Source organism: Oerskovia gallyi, assembly GCF_014836745.1.
Taxonomy (GTDB): domain Bacteria; phylum Actinomycetota; class Actinomycetes; order Actinomycetales; family Cellulomonadaceae; genus Oerskovia; species Oerskovia paurometabola.
The window spans coordinates 27,822-50,278 of sequence record NZ_JACSQE010000012.1; the positions used below are offsets into that span (position 1 = coordinate 27,822).

Genomic DNA, 22,457 nt, shown 5'->3' on the forward strand with positions numbered 1-22,457 from the left:
ACCTCCCCGGGGCGCACCGTGCGTACGGTCGAGGTCGTCCTCGTGAGCGGAGACGGCTCGAGCGAGGACTACGACGAGCCGACCGCGATGCTGCCCTGGCTCGTCGGGCACGGCGTACCCGCGGAACGCGTCGTGCGCGACGTCGCGGGACTCGACACCCACGACACGTACGTGCGGGCGCGCGCGGTCTTCGGGGTCACGGAGACGCTCCCCGCCGCTAGGGCAGGCGCAGCTTCTTCATGACCGCGAACGCGGTCGTGAGCAGGCGGCTCGCACGGTCGGCGGGCTGCGCATAGAGGGTGTCGAAGCTCAACCCGCGCGAGACGCCGCGCTGGACCACGATCGTCTGCGCCTCGGTGAGCGCCTCGATCCCCTCGCGCCCGTGCCGACGCCCCACGCCCGAGCTCTTGAACCCGCCCATGGGTGCCGCGACCGAGCCGAACGCCGACGCGTAGCCGTCGTTGATGTTGACGGCCCCAGCCTCGACCTGCGCCGCGAGCCGGCGCCCGCGCGCGGTGTCCTGCGTCCAGATGCTCGCGCTGAGCCCGAGGTCCGAGTCGTTCATGGCCCGGATCGCGGCCGCGTCGTCGGGCACGCGGGTCACCGTGACGACCGGGCCGAACGTCTCCTCGCGCGCGCACTCGGCCGTGGGCGGCACGTGGTCGAGGACCGTGGGCGCGTAGAAGAACGGGCCGATGTCCGCGCGGTGCACGCCGCCGGCGAGCACGCGGGCGCCCTGGGACAGGGCGTCGTCGACGTGAGCGACCACGCGGTCGAGCTGCGCCTGCGACGTGAGCGAGCCCATGTCCACCGAGTAGTCGAGCGCGGTGCCGAGCCGGAGCTCGCGCACGAGCGGGACGAACGCGTCGAGGAACTCCTCGGCGACGTCCTCGTGCAGGATCAGCCGCTCGACCGAGACGCAGAGCTGGCCGCTGTTGGAGAAGCACGCGCGCACGGCGCCCTGGGCTGCGGACGGGACGTGCGCGTCCGCAGCGACGTACAGGGGGTTCTTGCCGCCGAGCTCGAGCGTGGTCCCGATGAGCCGCTCGCCCGCCTGCGCGGCGACCTTGCGCCCCGTCGCGGTCGAACCCGTGAACGCGATGTGGTCGACGAGCCCCGTCAGGGCCGCGCCGATCTCCCCGCCGCCTGCCACGACGAGCAGGAGGTCACCGGGCAGCCCGGCCTCCTCCAGGACCTCGGCGGCCCACAGGGCCGTCAGCGTGGTCTGCGGATCCGGCTTGACCACCACGGCGTTGCCTGCGACCAGGGCCGGCAGGGCCTCGGCGAGCGCCAGCGTGAGCGGGTAGTTCCAGGGGGCGATGGCTCCGACCACGCCGACCGGGCGACGGTGCACGCTCGCGCGCGTCAGGACGGGGAGCATGCCGCCCACACGGCGTTCTGCCAGGTAGTGCGCGGCCCGCACGCCGTAGTGGCGCGTGACCTGGGCGATGTCGCCGACCTCCTCGAACGCGCTGCGGCGCGACTTGCCAGTCTCCATCTGCAGCAGGTCCAGGATCTCGGCCTGCCGCTCGAGGACCAGGTCGTGGAAGCGCAGCAGCACCGCGGAGCGCTCGGCGACCGTGGTGTGCGCCCAGGAGCGCTGCGCCCGACGCGCCCGTCCGACCGCGACCGCGACGTCCTCGACCGAGGACAGGGGGATCGATGCGAGCGGCGCCCCGGTGAACGGGAGGACCGAGCGGTGCTCGCCCGCCGTGTGGGAGGTGACGACGCGGGCCACGAGGGGAGCGACGACGTCGGGCTCCAGCACGTACGTCGCGGAAGGGTGCTCCGGGTCCAGGAGGCCGTCGATGGCGGCGCTGCCGTCCGGTGTTTCGCTTGCCATGCGTGACAGGTTACGCGGCGGTACCCCCGGGCAGAACATCCTTCACACAATCCCCTTTGGTACGTCTCGCCCGGCGTGCCTCGTCCGGGTCCGCGGCGACGCGGGGGGCTCGGCCCGGCAGCGCCGTCCCGTTCAGCCCTGCGTCGCCCAGGTACGCGCACCGTCGAGCAGGTGGGCGAGGGCGTCGTCGACGACCTGGGCCGGGTCCCGCTCGGCGGCGACCTCGGCCCACCAGACGAGCGCGGCGAAGTTGGCCGCCGAGCACGCCGCGGCGAGCGACCGGGCGCGCAGCGACGGCTCGGGCCCGCCCTCGGCGCGGGTCAGGAACGACTCGACGAGCGCGGCCGACGTGCCGATGCGCGAGGTTCCCCAGGCGAGCAGCTCGTCGTCCGACCCGATGAGCCGCAGCCGTTGGCGCGTGACCTCGAGCGCGTCGTCGGGGAAGGTCGAGGACGCGACGAACGCGGCGCGCACCACGTCGAGCGCCTCGGCCAGGCTCGCCGGGCTGCTCGCGCCGAGCACGTCGGCGATCGCGTCGCGCGCCTCCCCCGAGCCGCCCCAGACCATCGCGGCCTTCGACGGGAAGAGGCGGAAGAGGGTCCGCCGACCGACGCCGCACGCGCTCGCGACGTCGTCCATCGTGACGTTGCCGAAGCCCCGCTCGGTGAACAGGCGTAGAGCCGTGGCGGCGACGCGCGCCGGGTCGACCGTGGCAGGTCGGCCGCGGCGTGCGGGTGTCTGCGACATCACATCTCCTCGCGAAACATATTTATGGCACTGAGTGTTAGAAAGGTAGCAGGAGCCGCACCCAGGCACCTCGACCCGGCGGAAGGACCCCCATCATGAGCACGTCGACCATCCCGAACCGATTCTCCGGCGCGACCGTCGTCGTCACCGGCGCAGGCTCCGGCATCGGCAAGGCCACCGCGACCAGGCTCCTCGCCGAGGGTGCACGCGTCATCGCGAGCGACCTCGACGCCGACCGCCTCGCCGCACTCGTCGCCGAGAGCGGCGAAGCCCCCCTCCTGACCATCGTGGGCGACGTGTCCGACGACGCCGTGATCGCCAGCATCGTCGAGGCCGGCGAGGGGCGCATCACGGGCCTCGTCAACAACGCCGGGATCATGGACTCGTTCGTCCCCACGGCCGAGATCGACGACGCCCTGTGGGAGCGCGTCATGCGCATCAACGTGACCGCGCCCATGAAGCTCATGCGCGCCGTGCTGCCCGCGATGGTCGAGGCCGGCCACGGCCGGATCGTCAACGTCGCGAGCGAGGCCAGCGTGCGCGCGGGCGCCTCGGGCACCCCGTACGCGACGTCGAAGCACGCGGTCGTGGGTCTGACCAAGAGCACCGCGCTCTTCTACGGCCCCGCGGGAGTGCGCGTCAACGCCGTGGCGCCGGGCGCCGTCGCGACCAACATCGAGGCGCCCTTCCGCTCCGAGCTCGGCGCCAAGCGCCTCGGGCCGATCATGCAGGCGACCGTGCCCGAGCCCGCGACCGCCGAGCAGCTCGCGGCCTCGATCACCTGGCTGCTCTCCGAGGACTCGGCCAACGTGAACGGCGTGCTCCTCATGTCGGACGGCGGCTGGTCGACCATCTGACGGTTCCCCCGGGTGTCGAACCCGAGGCCGGTCACGCAGCTCGTCGCGGCTGCTCGACCGACCTCGGGTTCGGCACCTTCGTCGTCTCAGACGAGGTCGCGGCCGAGGACCGTGCACTCGGTGTCGGCGTACCCGAGCCGCTCGTAGAAGCCCAGGACCTGCGTGTTGGTCGAGCGCACCATGAGGCGCACCTTGCGCACGCCCTGCGCCGCGAGCCAGGCCTCCGCGGCGACGACCGCGTCGCGACCGAGCCCCGTGCCCTGCAGGTCGGGCGCCACCGCGACGTAGTAGATCCAGCCGCGGTGCCCGTCGAACCCGGCCATGGCCGTCGCGACGACCGCGCCCGCCTCGCGCCCCGGAGCGCCTGGGGCACCCGGGGCGCCCGTGCGCGCGACGAGGATCGTCGAGGAGGGAGCGGTCCGGACGTCCGCCACGTCGAGGCGCGGGTCGTTCCACGGGCGTGCGAGGCCGCAGGCCTCCCAGAGGGCGACGACCTGCTCGACGTCGTCGTCCGTGATCTCGTGGAAGGCGACGCCGCCGACGGTCAGCGACTGCGGTGCGGCGGCGTCGGGCACGGCTGCGGGCGCGCCCGCGCCGAGGGCGTTCGTCAGCCCGACCCCGTCGCGGATGCGGCCCGGGGCCATCAGCGCGGCTGGTACGGCGAGACGACGACCTCGACGCGCTGGAACTCCTTGAGGTCCGAGTAGCCCGTCGTGGCCATGGCGCGCTTGAGAGCACCCACGAGGTTGAGCGTGCCGTCGGCCTGGCGGCCCGGGCCGAACAGGATCTCGTCGAGCGTGCCGGCCGTGCCGACGCTCACGCGCTCGCCGCGAGGAAGCTGCGGGTGGTGGGCCTCCGAGCCCCAGTGCCAGCCCTTGCCCGGAGCCTCGGTCGCGCGCGCCAGGGCAGCACCGAGCATCACGGCGTCGGCGCCGCACGCGACGGCCTTGACCAGGTCGCCCGAGCGCCCCACGCCCCCGTCGGCGATGACGTGCACGTAGCGGCCGCCCGACTCGTCGAGGTAGTCCCGACGCGCGGCCGCGACGTCCGCGACGGCCGTCGCCATGGGCGCGTGGATGCCGAGGCTGACACGCGTCGTGTGCGCCGCGCCGCCGCCGAAGCCCACGAGGACTCCGGCCGCTCCGGTGCGCATGAGGTGCAGGGCCGCGGTGTAGGTCGACGCGCCACCGACGATGACCGGGACGTCGAGCTCGTAGATGAAGCGCTTGAGGTTGAGCGGCTCGGCGTTGCCCGAGACGTGCTCTGCGGAGACCGTGGTGCCACGGATGACGAACAGGTCCACGCCGGCGTCGACGACCGTCTTGTAGAACTCCTGCGTGCGCTGCGGCGACAGGGCTCCCGCGACCGTGACGCCCGACTCCCGGACCTCCTTGAGGCGCTGGGTGATCAGCTCGGCCTTGATCGGCTCGGCGTACACCTCCTGCATGCGGCGCGTCGCGCTCGGGGCGTCGAGCGTCGCGATCTCCGCGAGGATCGGCTCCGGGTTCTCGTACCGCGTCCACAGGCCCTCGAGGTCCAGCACGCCCAGGCCGCCCGCGTTGCCCAGGGCGACCGCGGTCGCCGGGCTCATGACGGAGTCCATGGGGGCCGCCAGGATCGGCAGGTCGAAGTGGTAGGCGTCGATCTGCCACCCCACCGACACGTCCTCCGGGTCACGCGTACGCCGGGAGGGGACCACGGCGATGTCGTCGAAGGAGAAGGCGCGCCGTCCGCGCTTGCCACGACCGATCTCGATCTCGTTGCTCACCCGACGAGGATACCGGCCCCGGGCGCGGGCACGCCCTCCCGAGCCACGCGGTGGACCAGGGCGTCCCAGCAGCACCGCCCGGCAGGGCTGTCAGTGGCCGCTGGCATGCTCCCAGCAGAGACCAGGGACGGTCGCGAACGGCGAGGAACGCCGGGCCACCACCCACAGGACGACGGCAAGGAGCACGACGATGAGCTGGACGACCGGACCGCTGCTGGGGTTCGACACCGAGACCACCGGGGTCGACGTCACGAACGACCGCATCGTGACCGCAGCGCTCGTGCGGCGCGTCCCCGGAAGGAGCACCGAGGTCCGCACCTGGCTCGTCGACCCGGGCGTCCCCATCCCCGCGGAGGCGGCCGCGATCCACGGCATCTCGACCGAGCACGCGGTCGAGCACGGGGTGGCCCCCGGCCCCGCGCTCGAGGAGATCGCGTCGCTCATCGCCGCGGACCTCGCGATCGGCGTGCCCGTCGTCGCGTTCAACGCCGCGTTCGACCTGTCGCTGCTCGACGCCGAGCTCGCCCGGCACGCGCTGCCGACCCTGGGCGAGCGCCTGGGGCGCGAGGTCACGCCCGTGGTCGACCCGCTCGTGCTCGACCGGTCGCTCGACCGGTACCGCAAGGGCAAGCGCAAGCTCGGCGACCTGTGCGCGCACTACGGCGTGACGGACGGCGGCAACCTCCACACCGCGGACGTCGACGTGCTCGCGACCCTCGACGTGCTCGAGGCCATGACCCGTGTCTTCCCCGAGCTCGCCGAGCAGGACCTCGACTCGCTGCACCGTCACCAGATCACGGCGCACCGGGACTGGGCCGAGAACTTCAACTCCTGGCGCGCCGGGCAGGGGTACGTCGGTGCCGGGGCAAGCACCGCCTGGCCGTCGTGAGCACGGTCGGCCGACCATGAAAACCTCATAGAACATATGGGCCGCCCGTGACGATCCCGTGAAGCCCCTCCGCGCCGCCGACATCGACGCGCCGATATCTCATCGATGAGTTATCGTCGGCTCATGACCATGGTCGACGAAGCACCCCAGCACCTCGCACAGGTCGCCGCCCTCATCCGCGGCGCACGCCAGAACAAGGGCCTCACCCAGGCCCAGCTCGCCGAGCGCCTCGGGACGAGCCAGAGCGCGATCCACCGGATCGAGCAGGGCTCGCAGAACGTGAGCCTCGACATGCTCGCCCGCATCAGCGCCGCTCTCGACTCGGAGATCATCTCGTTCGGCGCACCGAAGCACTCCCACCTGCGGGTCAGCGGCGGACACGAGCTCTCGGGCCGCATCGAGGTCAACTCCTCGAAGAACGGCGCGGTCGCGCTCCTGTGCGCCTCGCTCCTCAACCGCGGACGCACCACGCTGCGCCGGGTCGCGCGCATCGTCGAGGTCGACCGCATCGTCGACGTCCTGCGCAGCATCGGCGTGCAGGCCACCTGGTCGGCAGACGGCCGCGACCTCGAGATCGTCGTGCCCGAGCAGCTCGACCTCGCGTCGATCGACGTCGACGCCGCGCGCCGCACCCGCTCGATCATCATGTTCCTCGGGCCCCTCCTCGGCCTCCAGGCCCAGTTCTCGCTCCCCTACGCGGGCGGTTGCGACCTGGGCACCCGGACCGTCGAACCCCACATGATCGCGCTGCGCCCGTTCGGGCTGTCCGTCACCGCGGCCTCGGGAAACTACGAGGCGATCGTCGCGGCGCCCGGCACCCAGGACCTCAGCGTGGTCCTCACCGAGCGCGGCGACACCGTCACGGAGAACGCGATCATGGCCGCCGCGTCGCGAGAGGGCGTGACCACGATCCGCAACGCGAGCCCCAACTACATGGTCCAGGACCTCTGCTTCTACCTCGAGCTCCTGGGCGTGCGCATCGAGGGCATCGGCACGACCACGCTGCGCATCCACGGGCGCACCGACATCGACGCCGACGTCGAGTACGCGGTCTCCGAGGACCCGGTCGAGGCCATGAGCCTCCTGACGGCCGGGATCGTCACGGGCTCGGAGATCACGGTCGCCCGCGTCCCGATCGAGTTCATGGAGATCGAGCTCGCGACCCTGTCCGAGATGGGTCTGCGCTACTCGCTCTCCCCCGAGTACCTGGCACTCAACGGGCGCACCCGCCTGGTCGACGTGACCGTCCACCCGAGCCAGCTCCACGCACCGATCGACAAGATCCACCCCATGCCCTTCCCGGGGCTCAACATCGACAACCTGCCGTTCTTCGCCGTCATCGCGGCGTGCGCGAGCGGGCACACCCTCATCCACGACTGGGTGTACGAGGGCCGGGCGATCCACCTGACGGACCTCACGCGCCTCGGAGCCGACGTCCGGCTCCTCGACTCTCACCGGCTCGACATCACCGGACCGACCCACTGGTCCGGAGCCGAGGTGAGCTGCCCTCCCGCGCTGCGACCCGCCGTCGTGATCCTGCTCGCGATGCTCGCGGCGAAGGGCACCTCGGTGCTGCGCAACGTCGACATCATCTCGCGCGGCTACGAGCAGCTCCAGGAGCGGCTCATCGAGCTCGGTGCGCGGATCGAGACGTTCCGCGACTGACCCCGGGCGACCGGCGACGGGATCCGCGCACGACGTGGCCCGCACACGACAGGACGGGCGTGACCGAGAAGGTCACGCCCGTCCTGTCGTGCTTCGACGCCCGCCGCGGCGGGCGCGAGGTCAGCGCCCCGTGTAGTTGGGAGCCTCGACCGTCATCTGGATGTCGTGCGGGTGCGACTCCTTGAGCCCGGCCGGCGTGATGCGCACGAACTTGCCGCGCTCCTGGAGCTGCGGGATCGTGTGCGCGCCGACGTAGAACATCGACTGGTGCAGGCCCCCGACGAGCTGGTGGGCGACCGCGCCGAGCGGGCCACGGTAGGGCACCTGCCCCTCGATGCCCTCGGGGACGATCTTGTCGTCGCTCGCGACGTCCGCCTGGAAGTAGCGGTCCTTGGAGTACGACACCTTCTTGCCGCGCGAGGCCATGGCCCCGATCGAGCCCATGCCGCGGTAGAGCTTGTACTGCTTGCCGTTGACGAACACGAGGTCACCGGGGCTCTCGTCGCAGCCCGCGAGGAGCGAGCCGAGCATGACCGTGTCCGCACCCGCGACGAGCGCCTTCGCGATGTCGCCCGAGTACTGCAGGCCGCCGTCGCCGATGACCGGCACGCCGGCCGGGCGGCACGCGAGCGAGGCCTCGTAGATGGCCGTGACCTGCGGGACGCCGACGCCCGCGACGACCCGGGTCGTGCAGATCGAGCCCGGGCCCACGCCGACCTTGACGCCGTCGGCTCCGGCGTCGACGAGCGCCTGCGCGCCCGCGCGGGTCGCGACGTTGCCACCGACGACCTGGACGTCCTTGAACGCCGGGTCCGCCTTGAGCTTGCGGATCATGTCGAGCAGGAGGCGTGCGTGGCCGTTCGCGGTGTCGGCGACCAGGACGTCCACGCCGGCCTCGGCGAGCGCCGTCGCGCGAGCCCACGCGTCGCCGAAGAACCCGATCGCCGCACCGACGCGCAGGCGACCCTCGCCGTCCTTGGTCGCGCCCGGGTACTGCTCGGTCTTGACGAAGTCCTTGACGGTGATGAGACCGCCCAGCCGGCCCTCGGCGTCGATGAGCGGGAGCTTCTCGATCTTGTGCTTGGCCAGGAGCGCGGCCGCGTCGTCGCGCGCGATGCCGATCGGGGCCGTCACGAGGGGCATGGGGGTCATGATCTCGAACACGCGCCGCTCGGCGAAGTCCGCGGGGTTGACGAACCGCAGGTCCCGGTTCGTGATGATGCCGACGAGCGTGCCGTCGGGCTCCACGACGGGCAGGCCGGACACCCGGTACTGACCGCACAGCGCGTCGAGCTCGGCGAGCGTGGCCTCCGGACCGACCGTGACCGGGTCGGTGATCATGCCGGACTCGGACCGCTTGACGAGGTCGACCTCCTTGGCCTGCGCCTCGATCGACAGGTTGCGGTGGATGATGCCGATCCCGCCCTGGCGGGCCATCGCGATCGCCATGCGCGACTCGGTCACCGTGTCCATCGCCGCCGAGAGCAGCGGTGCGGACATGGTGATCTCGCGCGTCAGCCGGGCGGTCGTGTCGACCTCGCTCGGGATGACGTCCGTCTCGTTCGGGAGCAGGAGGACGTCGTCGTACGTCAGTCCGGTGAAGCCGAAGGGGTCGTGTGCGGGGGCTGCGAGAGAGTCGGTCACATCAAGATTCTACGCTCAGGGCCTCGGGCATATTCCCGGCCGTCCCGCCACCGAGACGACCGGGGGACGGCCGGGTGACGGCCGGGAGCGTGCGCGTGGCGCAGGTCACCGTACGACGGCGAGGGCCTCGTGGAGCAGACCGGTGAAGCTGCGCACGCGCTGGACCGTCGAGGCGTAGGGCAGGCTCGCCGCCGCCTCGTCGTTCGCGAGACCGACGAAGATCGGCAGGTCCGGGTTGGCCTCGTGCAGGGTGTGCACGACGTCGAGCACCGGCCGGGGCTGCATCGTCACCACGGCGATGGCCGCTGGGCGGACCATGGTGACGAGCTCGAGCGAGCGGTGCGCCGTGGCCGAGCCCGTGACGATGCGAGCCATGGCCCCCTGGGCGCCGAGGGCCGCCGCCAGGGCGTGCGCAGCGAGCGGCACCTGCTCCCCGGGCGCGGCGAAGATCAGCACGATGCGGCGCATGCGGCTCGGGTGGTTGGGCGGCGGACCGCCTCCCGCGACGAGCGCCTCCTCGGACGCGTGCGTGTACTCGCGCAGTGCGGCCAGGGTCGCGTTCGAGAACACGACCTCGGGCATCTCGCCCGGGGACGCGAGGAACGTCCGCTCGGCGATGCGGTGCAGCGCGGGCTCGACGAGCGTCGACCACCAGTGCCCCGGGTCCGTGCCGGGCGCGATACGCAGGAGCTGGTCGCACTTCTTCTGGTCGAACGCGATGGCGGCGTCCACGACGTCGGACACGCTCGTCAGACGAGGCGCCCCCAGGCGGATGGGCTCGTCGTCGGCAGATCGTGGCACCGAGCGCAGCAGCCGCACCCCGCCGGAGGGCGTGTCGGTCGCCTGGGACGAGCCGCCGCCGGGCGCGGGGCCTTCCTCCAGGTCACCCCCTGCGTCATCAGCGCCGTCGGCATCATCGGCGCCGTCGGCCTCGGCGTCGCCCGCGTCGCTCTCGAGGGCCAGCTCGGCCTCGTCCGCGTCGAGGGCTGCACGCGCTGCGTCGACGGGGGCGACCCCCTCGAGCGTCAGGCGACGCATGATGACGAGCCGCGCGACGTCGTCGGCGGTGTACCGGCGATGGGAGCCGGCGGTGTGCTCCGAGGGCCCGAGGCCGTAGCGACGGTCCCAGGTACGGAGGGTGGCCGGGGCGACGCCCAGCCTCTTGGCAACGGCCGCGACGGCGAGAGCTGGTGCCTCGGTCGCCTTCCGTCGGGGCCCGCCGGGGTTCGGGGCGGACCGGAGTGAATTCATGCACCCGATTCTGCCGACCGGTTCAGTCGCTCGCCACTTCGGACGCGGCGTGTCTCAGTCCGTGATGCCCGGAATGGCTGAACCACGCGTGAAACGAGTGCCGTTCGCGCCACTCCGTGCCCAAATCGATGCAGACCTCGCAGAACCGGTTCACGAAGTTGCCCACCTCAGCCACTTGAACAACTTCTGCAACGCTTGTAGGTTGTCCTGCATGACAGAGATCTCGAGGCTCCCCGGACCGGTCATGGAACTGTGGGAATGGCAGTACCAGGGTTCGTGCCGCGACCAGGACGACACCCTCTTCTTCCACCCGGAGGGCGAGCGAGGCTCGACCCGACGACGACGCGCCGAGGCGGCCAAGGCGATCTGCGCCTCGTGCCCGGTGATGATGCAGTGCCGCGAGCAGTCCCTCAAGGTCCGCGAGCCCTACGGGGTCTGGGGCGGCCTCAGCGAGGACGAGCGCGCCGCGATCCTGGCCGGCGTCGCGAAGACCGGCTGACCTGCCGACCGGCCGGGCCCCGCCCGGCCTGCGCACGCGAGCCGTCCGCGCAGCACCCCGCACCACCCGTCAGCATCCACCACACGTCCCCGGCGCCCGCGCCGGCCTCGAGATCCCGCCGGCACCGGACATGACGAAGGGCCCCCCCACCGACAGGTTGCGGGGCCCTTCGTCACCAGCAGAGCTGCTGGACGTCAGCCGGTGATCAGAAGATCAGGAGACGACCACGGCGAGGATGTCGCGCGCGGAGAGCACCAGGTACTCCTGGCCCCCGTACTTGACCTCGGTGCCGCCGTACTTGCTGTAGATGACCTTGTCGCCGACGACGACGTCCAGCGGGACGCGGTTGCCGTTGTCGTCGATACGACCCGGACCAACGGCCAGGACCTCGCCCTCCTGGGGCTTCTCCTTGGCGGTGTCCGGAATGACCAGGCCGGATGCGGTCGTGGTCTCGGCCTCGAGGGCCTTCACGACGATCCGGTCCTCGAGCGGCTTGATGGGGACCGACACGTCGGACCTCCGTTTCGCTGTGAGAACTGCAACGGGTAGGTGTCGAGCGCAGCCTGCCGTCCGTCGTCGCGGGTGCCGGACCGGCGGGAGTCGCTCTCGTCGCCCTCACCCGAAGGTGCGGACGACCTACGCTCAATCTAGGTCCGCATTAGCACTCGGTCAAGGCGAGTGCCAACGCGCGCCGGGCGTGGAAAGATCGATGCATGGACGCGTCGGCACTGACCAAGCTGCTCAGCCCGGCGGGATGGTCGCTCCTCAGCGCACTCCCGCCCTACGACGAGCGCCAGGCCATGGTGCTCGCGACCGGCCTGCGCGCCCAGGGCGTCGACCCCGAGCTCGCCGCGGCAGCCCTCACCCAGTCCCGCCTGCGCGCCAAGGCCCACCTCAAGTTCGACGCGTTCGCCGACGGCATGCTCTTCACCCAGGACGGTCTCGAGCAGGCGACCCGGCTCGTGGTCGCGGCCCACCACGCACAGCGCTACCACGCGGCCGGCGTCAACAAGGTGGCCGACCTGACGTGCGGCATCGGCGCGGACTCCATGACCTTCGCCGGGACCGGCCTGCAGGTCCTCGCGACCGACGTCGACGAGGTCACGGCCTCGATCGCGACGGTCAACCTGCGCCACTTCCCCGAGGCCGAGGTCCGCCACGCCGACGGCCTGAGCATCGACCTCGTCGCGGAAGGCGTCGACGGTGTGTTCGCCGACCCGGCGCGGCGCACGCGGTCGGGCACGCGGATCTTCGACCCGCGCTCGTACGCTCCCCCGCTCGACGACGTGTGGGCGCTGCGCTCGGTCGTGCCCGCGGTCGGGATCAAGGTCGGTCCTGGCATCCCGCACGCGGGGCTGCCCGCCGACGCCGAGACCCAGTGGGTCTCGGTCGACGGCGACGTCGTGGAGGCCGCACTCTGGTTCGGGCCCCTCGCCCCGGACGGCCCCGGACGCACGGCCCTCGTGCTGCGCACCACGACCGACGCCGACGGCAACCACCGCACGACCTCGCGCACCCTGCGCCACGACCAGGGCGACGACGAGCCCGTGCCGGACGTCGGCGCCGTCGGGCACTACCTGTACGAGCCCGACGGCGCGGTCATCCGCGCCGGGCTCGTGGCCCACGCCGCGGCGGAGCTGGGCGGGCGGCTGCTCGACCGGACCATCGCGTACGTCACGACGGACCACCCCGCGCCGCGCGCGGTCGTGGGCAGCGCCGACAGCGCTGATCTTGCGACCGGCTACCGTGTCCTGGACGTCATGCCCTTCAGCCTCAAGAAGCTCAAGGCGTACCTGCGCGAGCGGGGCGTCGGGCGGCTGACCATCAAGAAGCGAGGCACGGCCGTCGTGCCGGAACAGCTCCGCAAACAGCTCGACCTGCGCGGCACCGCGGAGGCGACCGTCGTCCTGACCCGGGTCGGCGGGTCGCAGCAGGTCCTGGTCGTCGAACCGTTGACCCGGCCCGACGGCACGAGCGTCCTCGACTCCCCCACGCCTGGAGAAAGGGGCTGATCGGTGCACCTTCCCTTCGCCCGGTCCGAGCGCTCGTCCGTCGGCATCGAGTGGGAGCTCGCGCTCGTCGACAAGGACTCGGGCGACCTGCGCCAGGTCGCCCAGACCGTGCTGGACGCCGTCGAGCCCACCGACGGGACCCAGCACCCGCACATCCGCCAGGAGCTGCTCCTCAACACGGTCGAGGTCGTGAGCGGCGTGTGCCGCACGGTCGGCGACGCCGGCCGCGACCTCGAGGCCGCGATCGAGGAGATCCGCGTCCTGACCGACCCCCTGCGCGTCGAGCTCATGAGCGCGGGCACGCACCCGTTCGCGCGCTGGGCCCAGCAGAAGGTCACGGACAAGGAGCGCTACGCGACCCTCATCGACCGCACGCAGTGGTGGGGGCGGCAGATGCTCATCTACGGCGTGCACGTGCACGTCGGGATCGAGGACCGCGCCAAGGTGCTGCCCATCTCGCGCGCCATGCTGGGGTACTTCGCGCACCTCCAGTCGCTCTCGGCGTCGTCGCCGTTCTGGGGCGGCAAGGACACGGGCTACGCGTCGAACCGTGCGCTCATGTTCCAGCAGCTCCCGACCGCGGGCCTGGGCTTCCAGTTCGAGACGTGGGAGCAGCTCGAGGGCTACGTGGGCGACATGATGCACACGGGCGTGATCGACCAGTTCGACGAGGTCCGCTGGGACCTGCGGCCGTCCCCACGCTTCGGCACGCTCGAGACGCGCATCTGCGACGGCGCGACCAACCTGACCGAGGTCCTCGCGCTCGCCGCGCTCAACCACTGCCTGGTCGAGCACCTGTCGACGCTGCTCGACGAGGGCAAGGAGCTCCCCACGATCCCTGCGTGGTTCGCGCAGGAGAACAAGTGGCGCTCGGCGCGCTACGGCATGGACGCGATCATCATCCTCGACCGTGCGGGCAACGAGGAGCTCGTGACCGAGGCGGTGAGCAAGCTGCTCGTCGAGCTCGAGCCCGTCGCGGCCCGTCTGGGGTGCCTCGCCGAGCTCGACGACGTGCGCCTCATCCTGCGCCGCGGCGCCTCCTACCAGCGGCAGCGGGCCGTGGCGCGGCGCAACGGGGGCGAGCTCGATGCCGTCGTGCGTGCGCTCGTCGCGGAGATGCGGGCGGGCCGCCCGCTCTGACAGGGCCTGCAGCGTCCCCGCGCGCCGGTCCGGATATTGCGTTGCCCCTGCTGAGACCATGGGACGCATGGATCCTGCGGACTTCTACACGGGCATCGTCGCCGAGCTCTACGCTCCCCTGAAGTCGGGCTACGAGGACCCGGAGCGCTACGCGCGCTTCGTGCTCGACTCGGGCGAGCCGGCCCTCGAGCTGGGCTGCGGCGACGGGGACCCGCTCCTGGTCCTGCGCTCGCTGGGCCTGGACGTCGAGGGTGTGGACTCGTCGGCCGACATGCTCGAGCGGTGCCGCGAGCTCGCGGCCGTCCAGGGGCTCGACGTCACGCTCCACCACCAGCGCATGGAGTCCCTCGACCTGCCGCACACGTACCGTTCGATCTTCCTCGCGGGCCCCACGTTCTGCCTCCTGCCCGACGACGACACGGCACTCGCGGCGCTGCGCGGCATCCGGTCCCACCTGACCGAGGACGGGACCGCCCTGGTCCCGCTCTTCGTCCCGTCCCCCACTCCCCCCGAGGCGGTGGGCGTCCCTCGCGAGACGACGCGCGAGGACGGCGCCGTCCTGCGGGTCGGGGTCGTGGCCGAGGAGCGCGACGAGCACACGCGGACCCAGCGCAGCGCGCTGCGCTACGAGCGGGTGCTCGACGGCGCGAGCACGGTGGAGGAGCGGCTCTGGACGATCCACTGGTACACGCAGGACGGGTTCCGCGCGCTCGCCACGGCGGCAGGCCTCGAGACGGTCGCCGTCCAGGACGAGGACGGGCACCACGCCGCGGCGGACGCCGACGAGTTCACGTTCCTGCTGCGCCCTGCGCGCTGAGGCGCGGCACGCGTCAGCGCGCCGGTCTGCGCAGGTCCTGGCTCAGACCGAGACGGTCGTGAGCGGCATTGACGAGTCGACGGGGATGTCCAGGCCCGACGGCGCCACACCGGCCCGGACGACGGCGGACCCGAGCGCGGCGATCATCGCGCCGTTGTCGGTGCAGTAGCGGATCGGTGGGATGCGCAGGTCGATCCCGGCCTCGGCGCAGCGCTTGGCGGCCATGTCGCGGAGCTGGGAGTTGGCGCTGAACCCACCGCCGACCACGAGGGTCTCGACGCCGTGCCGCTGGCAGGCCGCGATGGTCTTGGCCGTGAGGACGTCGGCGACGGCCTCGGCGAAGGAGGCCGCGACGTCGTTCAGGGGCACCTCGAGGCCGCTGTCGGTGCGGGCCTCGACCCACCGTGCCACCGCGGTCTTGAGCCCCGAGAACGAGAAGTCGTACGCGTGCTTCTCCTGGTCCTTGCGGGCCGTGAGGCCGCGCGGGAACCGGATCGCGGTCGGGTCGCCCTCGCGCGCGAGGCGGTCGATGTGCGGACCGCCCGGGTAGGGCAGGCCGAGCAGGCGGCCGACCTTGTCGAAGGCCTCGCCGGCGGCGTCGTCGAGCGTCGAGCCGAGCTCGGTCACGTCGGTCGCGATGTCGTCGACCAGGAGCAGCGAGGAGTGCCCGCCCGAGACCACGAGCGCCATGACGCGCTCCGGGAGCTCGCCGTGGACGAGCTCGTCCACGGCGGCGTGGCCGATCACGTGGTTCACGCCGTAGAGCGGCTTGTTCAGGCCGATCGACAGGGCCTTGGCGGCCGACGCGCCGATCGTGAGCGGCCCCACGAGACCGGGCCCTGCCGTCACGGCGATCGCGTCGATCTCGGACAGGTCGACGTCGGCCTCGCCCAGCGCGCGCTGGATCGTGGGGATCATCGCCTCGAGGTGGGCGCGCGAGGCGACCTCGGGGATGATGCCGCCGTAGCGGGCGTGCTCGTCCATGGAGCTCGCGACCGCGTCGACGAGAAGCTCGCGCCCGCGCACGAGCGCGACGCCCGTCTCGTCGCAGGACGACTCGATGCCGAGGACCAGGGGCGCGCCGAGGGTGTCAGAGGAACCGCCAGAAACCATGGTTCCCAGCGTAGTCGCGTGGCGGCGGTCGTCGTGCGCGGCGCCGCACGGGGACCGCGGGGACGCGCCCTGACCAGCACGTGGCCGGGCGCCCCGGACCGGATGTGTCGCACGTCACGGCCCCGAGCGGGAAGGGTGATTGATCCTTCAACTGTTGACCGAGGCATGAGCACCGAGACCTTCACCCCCATCGACGCCGCCTTCGACGACCTGCTCGAGATCGACGCCTCGACCGCCGACCTCCTGTTCCGCGAGGCCCGGACCGTGCACGCCTTCGAGGACGAGGCGGTGCCCGACGAGAAGATCCAGGCCGCCTACGACCTGGTCCGCTGGGGCCCGACCGCCATGAACACCGTGCCGCTGCGCCTCCTCGTGGTCCGCGACCCCGAGGCCCGTGCGCGCCTCGTCGAGCACATGGCCGACGGCAACAAGGCCAAGACCCTCGCGGCCCCGCTCACGATCGTCGCCGCGGCCGACCCCAACTTCCACGAGTACCTCCCGGTCCTCGCCCCGCACATGGAGGGCGCCAAGGAGAACTTCGAGGCTGCCGGTGTCGAGACCCGCGCGGGCATGTCCCGCACGTCCGCGCTGATCCAGGTCGGCTACTTCATCGTGGGCCTGCGCGCCGCCGGTCTGCACGTCGGCCCCATGGGCGGGTTCGACGCCGCGGGCATCGACGCCGAGTTCTTCGGCGAGAACGGCTGGAAGTCGCTCGTCGTCATCAACGTCGGCACCCCGGCCGGCGAGGGCGCGACGTACCCGCGCCAGACGCGCCTCACGTTCGACCAGGCCTCCGAGACCCTCTGAGACCCTCTGAGGCGACCGCCCAGCACGTCCCCGAGACCCGTCCGGTCAGGCCCCCGTGGCCACCGGGCGGGTCTCGTCGTTCGACCACTGCGACCACGATCCCGCGTACAGCGCGGCGTCGACCCCGATCGTCGCGAGGGCCGCGACCTCGTGCGCGGCCGTGACGCCCGACCCGCAGTACACGCCGACCTGCCGACGCGCGCCGCGCTGCACGCCCAGGTCCGCGAAGCGCTCGCGCAGCGCGGCCTCGTCGAGGAAGCGCCCGTCGGGTCCCAGGTTGGCGCTCGTCGGCGCGCTCACCGCGCCCGGGACGTGTCCCGCGCGCGGGTCCACGGGCTCGACCTCGCCCCGGAAGCGTTCGCCCGCCCGCGCGTCCAGGAGCAGTCCGTCGCCCGACGACGCCAGGTCCGCCGCGTCGTCGGGCGTGAGCGTGGGGAGCGCGCCCTGGGACAGCACGACGTCGCCCGGGACCGGGACCACCTCGCCCGTCTCGAGGGCCAGGCCCGCGGCGGTCCAGGCGCCCAGTCCCCCGTCGAGCAGGCGGACGTCCGCGAGGCCAGCCCAGCGCAGCAGCCACCACGCGCGCGCGGCCGACGTGGCCCCCACGGCGTCGTACGCGACCACGCGCGACCCCGCGCGCACGCCCCAGCGGCGGCACGCGGCCTGGAGGTCGGCGAGGTCCGGCAGCGGGTGGCGGCCCCGCGCCGGTGACGGCGGAGCCGCGAGCTCGGTCTCCAGGTCCACGAACACCGCGCCGGGCAGGTGCCCCGCGAGGTACTGCTCGTGGCCGTCGGTCACGCCGAGCGCCCAGCGGACGTCGAGCAGGACCAGGTCACCCGTGCCCGCGGCGAGCTCGTCGTGCAGCGCCCGCGCCGAGACGAGCACCGCGTCCCGAGCGCTCACGCGACGCCCGGCTCGTCCGGGAGCGCGTCCCTCTCGCCGGCCGCGGGAGCGGTCTCGACGGAGTCGTCTGTCAGCTCGAGGCGCATCGTGTAGGCGTCGACGTCCTCCGGCTGGTAGTACCGCTTGCGGATGCCGAGCTGCTCGAAGCCGAACTTGCCGTACATGGCCAGCGCCGCGTCGTTGTCGACCGCGACCTCCAGCAGGACCGCGCTCGCGCCCACCTGGCGCGAACGGTCGATCAGCGCCGTCAGGAGCACCGACCCGATGCCCAGGTGGTGGTACTGCGGGTCCACCCCGATCGTCATGATCTGCGTGACGTCGCCGTCGAACCACAGCCCCGCGTAGCCGACGAGCTCCTGGGGTCCGGCCGCGTAGATCCGGACGGGCTCGGCCGCGACGTACCAGCGGCCCAGCGCGCCGAGCTCCTCGGCCAGCATCCCGTACGTCCAGGCGCTCGGGCCGAACAGCTCCTGCTCGAGGCGCACGACGCGCGGCAGGTCCGCCGCGCGCAGCGGACGCAGCTTGACCTCGTAGTGGGCGCTCACGCCCCGCTCGCCTTCCGGTCCGCCGCAGGGGCGTCGGTCGCGCGCTTGCGGGCCGCGGGCTCCTGGACGTCCGGGCGGCGCAGGTACAGCGGCTCGGTGGGCTGGTCGAGGCCTGCGTCCCTGCGCGCGATCGCGAGCCGCGCCAGCACGACCGCGTCGGGGACGAGGGGGGCGTCCTCCGCGAGCGGCAGGTCATCGGGGTAGAGCGCGGCGCCCTCACCCACGACCACGGCACCCTCGGCCTGGTCGGCCAGTCCTGCGGCCGGCCCCACGTCCGGGCCGGCGACGAGCTCGACGACCGGCGTCGCGTGCGGTCCCTCGTACGCCACCACGCGGTAGCGCGCCCAGTAGACCTCGCGCCGACGCGCGTCGGCCGTCGCGAGGACCTCCTCGCCCGGGGTCAGCCCCAGGTCGCTCACGGCCTGCGCGGCGATCGCGTCGAGCCCCGAGACACCGAACGCCGGGATGCCGAGCGACAGCGCGAGAGTGCGCGCCGTGACCAGCCCGACCCGCAGGCCCGTGAAGGGTGCAGGTCCCGTACCCGCGACGACGGCCGTCAGAGCGGTACGGTCCACCCCGGCCTCGGCGAGCACCTCGCTGATGAGCGGGGCCAGGGTCTCGGCGTGCCGACGGCGCTCGTCCGCCGAGCGCACAGCGAGCCGTTCACCGCCGTCCCCGACGAGGGCGACCGCGACGGCGGCTGACGTATCGAGCGCGAGAACTGCCACGGTCCCAGCCTACTGATCCGTAGGCCGGTGCGCGGCCAGGTCCTGGGCCGAGCCACCGGCGGCCGGGTCCGCAGCGGCGTGCTCCGCAGCGGCCTCGACCGCCGCACGCAGCCCGTCGGCGAGGCGAGCGACCTCGGCCCACCGGTCGCCCAGGGCCCGCACGGTCACGTGCCGGACGCCGGCCTCGGGCGACTCGTCCTCGTCGTCCGGGTCGATCGGCTCGTCGGTCTCGCCGGACCGGGACGCCTCGCCCGTGGCAGACGTGTCGACACCACCCCGGGGGCGCTCGATCGTGATCTCCAGGCGGTCCTCCGCGAGCGACTCCACGAGGTCCTGCCCCCACTCGACGACCGTGACCGACTCGTCGAGGCTTGCGTCGAGGTCGAGGGCCTCGACCTCGTCGAGCGAGCCGAGCCGGTAGGCGTCGACGTGGACCAGGTACGGGCCGTCCGCGAGCGGAGGGTGGACGCGCGCGATGATGAAGGTCGGCGACGCGACCTGGCCGCGCACCCCCAGCCCCGTGCCGATGCCCTGCGTCAGCGTCGTCTTGCCCGCGCCCAGGTCGCCCGTGAGCATCACGAGGTCCCCCGCACGCAGCTCGCGCGCCAGCGCCAGGCCGAACGCGCGGGTCGCGTCCGCGTCGGGCAGGTCGAAGGTCAGGTCGGTCATGACAGCCACTCCTGGTCGTCGTGCGTGCGCTCACGCAGCGTGTGGTCCTGTGCGCGGTCCGGCCGCGCTGCGGCAGGCGTCCCGAGGGCGCCGGACGCACCGGTGGTGAGATCCGCCGTCGGGCCCGACGCACCGCCGTCCCGGTAGACGCGCGGTACGCGGGCCCCCAGGCGCGTCGTGATCTCGTAGCTGATGGTCCCGGCGGCCAGCGCCCAGTCCTCGGCGGTCGGCGCTCCGCCGCGCGCGAGGCCCGTGCCGGGTCCGAACAGCGTCACGACGTCACCGGCCTGCTCTGCGGCGTACGGGCCCAGGTCCAGCACGAACTGGTCCATGCAGACCCGCCCCGCGACGTGCAGGACGCGGCCCGTGCCGTCGACCCCGCCCGCCTCGTCGACCGGGCCGCCGACCAGCACCGGCCCGCCCGGCCGCTCGGGCAGCGCACCCGACGCGTGCCGCGGGATGCCGTCCGCGTACCCCAGGGGCACCACGCCGAGGACCGTCGCCTGCGACGTCGTGTAGGCGTGCGCGTACGACACGCCCTGGCCCTCCGGGACGCGCTTGACCGTCGCGAGCTCGGCCTCGAGCGTCATGGCCGGGGTCAGGCCGAAGTCGTCGGGCGTCCCGAGCTGCGGGACCGGCGAGAGGCCGTACACCGCGAGACCCGGACGGACGAGGTCGTAGTGCACGCGCGGGTTCGTCAGGGTCGCCGCGGAGTTCGCGAGGTGGCGCACCTCGAACCGGGCGCCCGCGCTCTCGGCCGTGCGGACCGCGTCGTCGAAGACCTCGACCTGGCGCAGGACGGTCGGGTGCTCGGGCTCGTCCGCGAACGCGAAGTGCGACCAGATCCCGACGACGCTCAGCACGCCCTCGGCCTCGGCCCGCAGCGCGGCGTCGAGCGCCGCAGGAAGCTGGTCCGGCATGATCCCGTTGCGGCCCAGCCCCGTGTCGATCTTGAGGTGCGCGCGGGCCGGGCGACCGGCCGCGCGCGCCGCCTCGGCGAGCTCCTGGAGGGCCCACACCGAGGCGACCGAGACGTCGATCTCGGCCTCGACCAGCGCCTGGAGCGGTGCGCCCGGCGCGTACAGCCACGTCAGGATGCGCGCCTGGTCGGGGCGGACACCCGCGGCGCGCAGCGCGAGCGCCTCGGAGACCTGGGCCGTGCCGAGCCACGTGGCACCGCCCGCGAGCGCCGCGCGGGCGCTCGGCAGCAGGCCGTGACCGTACGCGTCGGCCTTGACGACGGCCATGACCTGCGCGGTGCTCGCGCGGGACGCGAGCGCCTCGACGTTCGAGCGGATCGCGCCCAGGTCGATCACCGCGCGCGCGGGGAAGTAGTCGGCGGGGCGTGGGGCACCGGCCGCCGTGAGAGGGGTGACGTCGTCCGCGGATCCGTGCCTGGGGTCGCTGAAGGGGCTCACGGTCACCGATTCTCTCACCGGTTCCTTCACCCGCCTGCGGGGGCACCGCCGACGGTGACGCATCTCCCCGCCGACGGCGACCGCAACCCCCGTCGAGGGTGACCGCACCCCCGCCGACGGTGACGCCGGCGGACCTAGGGCCACTCCTGGAGGGGGCGCGTGGTCTCGAACCGCCGCTGCTTCCCGCTGAGGGGGTCGACGAACTCGATCGAGCGTGAGACGAGCTGGAGGGGCCGACCGAAGTCGTCGGGGCGCACGTCGTAGAACGTCGGGTAGAAGTTGTCGTGCAGGATCGGCAGACCGAGCGAGTTCATGTGCAGCCGGAGCTGGTGGGTCTTGCCGGTGTGCGGCGTCAGGCGGTAGAGGCCGAGCGTGCTGGGTTCCCCCTGACCCGAGCCGACCGTGACCTCCCGGGTGTCCAGGAGCTCGACGAGGCTCTCGGAGTTCGGCTCGCCGGGCACCTCGAACGCACGCATGACGCCGCGCTCCTTGTGGATGCGGCTGCGCACGACGCGCGGGAGCTCGAGCCCCGGGTCGACGCCCGCGACGGCCTCGTAGACCTTGGTCACGCGACGCTCGGCGAAGAGCGTCTGGTACGGACCGCGGACCTCGGGTCGTACGGTCAGTACCAGGACCCCGCCGGTGACGCGGTCGAGGCGGTGGGCGGGCGAGAGCTCGGGCAGGTCGAGGTCTCGGCGCAGCCGCACGAGCGCGGACTCCGCGATGAACGCCCCCCGCGGGATGCTCGCCAGGAAGTGCGGCTTGTCGACCACGACCAGGTCGTCGTCCTGGTACAGCATCTCGATCTCGAAAGGTACACGCGTCTCGACGGGCGGGTCCCGGTAGAGGAAGACGCGCGCGTGCTGCGCGAAGGGCGTCTCGGCGGTCACGGGTCGCCCCAGGTGGTCGACGACCTCGCCCGCGTCGACCTTCTCCCGCAGGCGCGGCTCGTCGTCGGGGAAGCGGTGGATCAGGTGGTCGAGGACGGTCTCCCACCGGGGCGCCCCCTCGCTGCCGTCACCGTTCCCCGGCAGGACGACGCGCGTCGCGTTGAGCCCGTCCCGCACGGGCAGCGGCTGGAACGGGATCCGTCGGCGACGCGGCGGGACACGGGGGGTCGTCGGGGTGGGCACGGCCACCAC

At 72.8% G+C, this 22,457-nt stretch carries 23 protein-coding genes; 9 read left to right on the plus strand and 14 right to left on the minus strand.

Translation table 11 applies throughout. The annotated features are described in order from the left end of the window. The first annotated feature begins 42 nt into the window (after window positions 1-42). Window positions 43-243, plus strand: a complete 201-nt coding sequence (locus H9640_RS19730) for an ElyC/SanA/YdcF family protein (protein WP_318243790.1) — start codon at window positions 43-45, stop codon at window positions 241-243. On the opposite strand, the gene H9640_RS14605 is transcribed toward H9640_RS19730, so the two are convergent. After that, window positions 218-1,843, minus strand: coding sequence for a succinic semialdehyde dehydrogenase (locus tag H9640_RS14605; protein WP_191791465.1), 1,626 nt, complete (start codon window positions 1,841-1,843; stop codon window positions 218-220). The genes H9640_RS19730 and H9640_RS14605 overlap by 26 nt on opposite strands. A gap of 132 nt (window positions 1,844-1,975) precedes the next feature. Continuing rightward, entirely contained in the window at window positions 1,976-2,590 is a 615-nt protein-coding gene (locus tag H9640_RS14610; RefSeq protein ID WP_191791467.1) for a TetR family transcriptional regulator, read from the minus strand. Between the two features lie 95 nt (window positions 2,591-2,685). On the opposite strand from H9640_RS14610, the gene H9640_RS14615 reads away from it, so the two are divergent. Beyond that, a complete protein-coding gene (locus H9640_RS14615; protein WP_191791469.1) occupies window positions 2,686-3,447 on the plus strand; it encodes an SDR family NAD(P)-dependent oxidoreductase in 762 nt (253 codons plus the stop codon). A gap of 86 nt (window positions 3,448-3,533) precedes the next feature. Here the strand turns inward: H9640_RS14615 and H9640_RS14620 are convergent, their stop codons facing one another. Then, window positions 3,534-4,091, minus strand: coding sequence for a GNAT family acetyltransferase (locus H9640_RS14620; RefSeq protein ID WP_191791470.1), 558 nt, complete (start codon window positions 4,089-4,091; stop codon window positions 3,534-3,536). Beyond that, complete coding sequence (locus H9640_RS14625) at window positions 4,091-5,215, minus strand: GuaB3 family IMP dehydrogenase-related protein (RefSeq protein ID WP_191791472.1); 1,125 nt, start codon at window positions 5,213-5,215, stop codon at window positions 4,091-4,093. Before H9640_RS14625 ends, H9640_RS14620 begins: the two co-directional genes overlap by 1 nt. Before the next feature lie 190 nt (window positions 5,216-5,405). Here H9640_RS14625 and H9640_RS14630 point away from each other — a divergent pair, with 190 nt between their 5' ends. Further along, window positions 5,406-6,104, plus strand: coding sequence for an exonuclease domain-containing protein (locus H9640_RS14630; protein WP_191791474.1), 699 nt, complete (start codon window positions 5,406-5,408; stop codon window positions 6,102-6,104). Between the two features lie 129 nt (window positions 6,105-6,233). Further along, window positions 6,234-7,769 (plus strand): UDP-N-acetylglucosamine 1-carboxyvinyltransferase, encoded by a 1,536-nt coding sequence (locus tag H9640_RS14635; RefSeq protein ID WP_191791638.1) that lies wholly within the window; start codon window positions 6,234-6,236, stop codon window positions 7,767-7,769. 120 nt (window positions 7,770-7,889) lie between these two features. Here the strand turns inward: H9640_RS14635 and guaB are convergent, their stop codons facing one another. Continuing rightward, the gene (gene guaB, locus H9640_RS14640) at window positions 7,890-9,413 is read right to left on the minus strand and encodes an IMP dehydrogenase (protein ID WP_138825480.1); all 1,524 of its coding nucleotides are present in this window, start codon (window positions 9,411-9,413) and stop codon (window positions 7,890-7,892) included. A gap of 105 nt (window positions 9,414-9,518) precedes the next feature. After that, a complete protein-coding gene (locus tag H9640_RS14645) occupies window positions 9,519-10,664 on the minus strand; it encodes a MerR family transcriptional regulator (protein WP_191791476.1) in 1,146 nt (381 codons plus the stop codon). 211 nt (window positions 10,665-10,875) lie between these two features. Here H9640_RS14645 and H9640_RS14650 point away from each other — a divergent pair, with 211 nt between their 5' ends. Further along, window positions 10,876-11,163, plus strand: a complete 288-nt coding sequence (locus H9640_RS14650; RefSeq protein WP_030151886.1) for a WhiB family transcriptional regulator — start codon at window positions 10,876-10,878, stop codon at window positions 11,161-11,163. Between the two features lie 213 nt (window positions 11,164-11,376). Here the strand turns inward: H9640_RS14650 and groES are convergent, their stop codons facing one another. Beyond that, window positions 11,377-11,673 (minus strand): co-chaperone GroES, encoded by a 297-nt coding sequence (gene groES / locus H9640_RS14655; protein WP_030151887.1) that lies wholly within the window; start codon window positions 11,671-11,673, stop codon window positions 11,377-11,379. Between the two features lie 203 nt (window positions 11,674-11,876). On the opposite strand from groES, the gene H9640_RS14660 reads away from it, so the two are divergent. The 3 genes from H9640_RS14660 to H9640_RS14670 all read left to right on the plus strand — a co-directional run bounded on the left by H9640_RS14660 (window position 11,877) and on the right by H9640_RS14670 (window position 15,132). Further along, window positions 11,877-13,175 carry a class I SAM-dependent methyltransferase gene (locus H9640_RS14660; protein ID WP_191791478.1) on the plus strand — a complete coding sequence of 433 codons (1,299 nt, stop codon included), beginning with the start codon at window positions 11,877-11,879 and terminating at the stop codon, window positions 13,173-13,175. A gap of 3 nt (window positions 13,176-13,178) precedes the next feature. Next, window positions 13,179-14,315 (plus strand): glutamate--cysteine ligase, encoded by a 1,137-nt coding sequence (locus H9640_RS14665; RefSeq protein WP_138825488.1) that lies wholly within the window; start codon window positions 13,179-13,181, stop codon window positions 14,313-14,315. Window positions 14,316-14,382: 67 nt separating this feature from the next. Then, window positions 14,383-15,132: a class I SAM-dependent methyltransferase gene (locus tag H9640_RS14670; RefSeq protein WP_191791480.1), complete on the plus strand. Its 750-nt coding sequence runs from the start codon at window positions 14,383-14,385 to the stop codon at window positions 15,130-15,132. Between the two features lie 42 nt (window positions 15,133-15,174). Here H9640_RS14670 and tsaD read toward each other — a convergent pair whose 3' ends face one another. Next, window positions 15,175-16,245: a tRNA (adenosine(37)-N6)-threonylcarbamoyltransferase complex transferase subunit TsaD gene (tsaD, locus tag H9640_RS14675; protein WP_191791481.1), complete on the minus strand. Its 1,071-nt coding sequence runs from the start codon at window positions 16,243-16,245 to the stop codon at window positions 15,175-15,177. A 165-nt stretch (window positions 16,246-16,410) separates the two neighbouring features. Between tsaD and H9640_RS14680 the strand changes: the two genes are divergently transcribed. Beyond that, window positions 16,411-17,052, plus strand: coding sequence for a malonic semialdehyde reductase (locus H9640_RS14680; protein ID WP_191791483.1), 642 nt, complete (start codon window positions 16,411-16,413; stop codon window positions 17,050-17,052). 45 nt (window positions 17,053-17,097) lie between these two features. On the opposite strand, the gene H9640_RS14685 is transcribed toward H9640_RS14680, so the two are convergent. The 6 genes from H9640_RS14685 to H9640_RS14710 all read right to left on the minus strand — a co-directional run bounded on the left by H9640_RS14685 (window position 17,098) and on the right by H9640_RS14710 (window position 22,448). Further along, a complete protein-coding gene (locus H9640_RS14685; RefSeq protein ID WP_191791485.1) occupies window positions 17,098-17,955 on the minus strand; it encodes a sulfurtransferase in 858 nt (285 codons plus the stop codon). Next, window positions 17,952-18,500: a ribosomal protein S18-alanine N-acetyltransferase gene (rimI, locus tag H9640_RS14690; RefSeq protein WP_191791487.1), complete on the minus strand. Its 549-nt coding sequence runs from the start codon at window positions 18,498-18,500 to the stop codon at window positions 17,952-17,954. The genes H9640_RS14685 and rimI overlap by 4 nt, the downstream gene beginning before the upstream one ends. Further along, window positions 18,497-19,228: a tRNA (adenosine(37)-N6)-threonylcarbamoyltransferase complex dimerization subunit type 1 TsaB gene (gene tsaB, locus H9640_RS14695; protein WP_191791489.1), complete on the minus strand. Its 732-nt coding sequence runs from the start codon at window positions 19,226-19,228 to the stop codon at window positions 18,497-18,499. Before tsaB ends, rimI begins: the two co-directional genes overlap by 4 nt. A gap of 9 nt (window positions 19,229-19,237) precedes the next feature. Then, window positions 19,238-19,897: a tRNA (adenosine(37)-N6)-threonylcarbamoyltransferase complex ATPase subunit type 1 TsaE gene (gene tsaE / locus H9640_RS14700; RefSeq protein ID WP_191791491.1), complete on the minus strand. Its 660-nt coding sequence runs from the start codon at window positions 19,895-19,897 to the stop codon at window positions 19,238-19,240. Further along, window positions 19,894-21,315, minus strand: a complete 1,422-nt coding sequence (gene alr, locus H9640_RS14705; RefSeq protein WP_404821903.1) for an alanine racemase — start codon at window positions 21,313-21,315, stop codon at window positions 19,894-19,896. Before alr ends, tsaE begins: the two co-directional genes overlap by 4 nt. A 134-nt stretch (window positions 21,316-21,449) precedes the next feature. Next, the gene (locus H9640_RS14710) at window positions 21,450-22,448 is read right to left on the minus strand and encodes a pseudouridine synthase (RefSeq protein ID WP_318243791.1); all 999 of its coding nucleotides are present in this window, start codon (window positions 22,446-22,448) and stop codon (window positions 21,450-21,452) included. Between the last annotated feature and the right edge of the window lie 9 nt (window positions 22,449-22,457).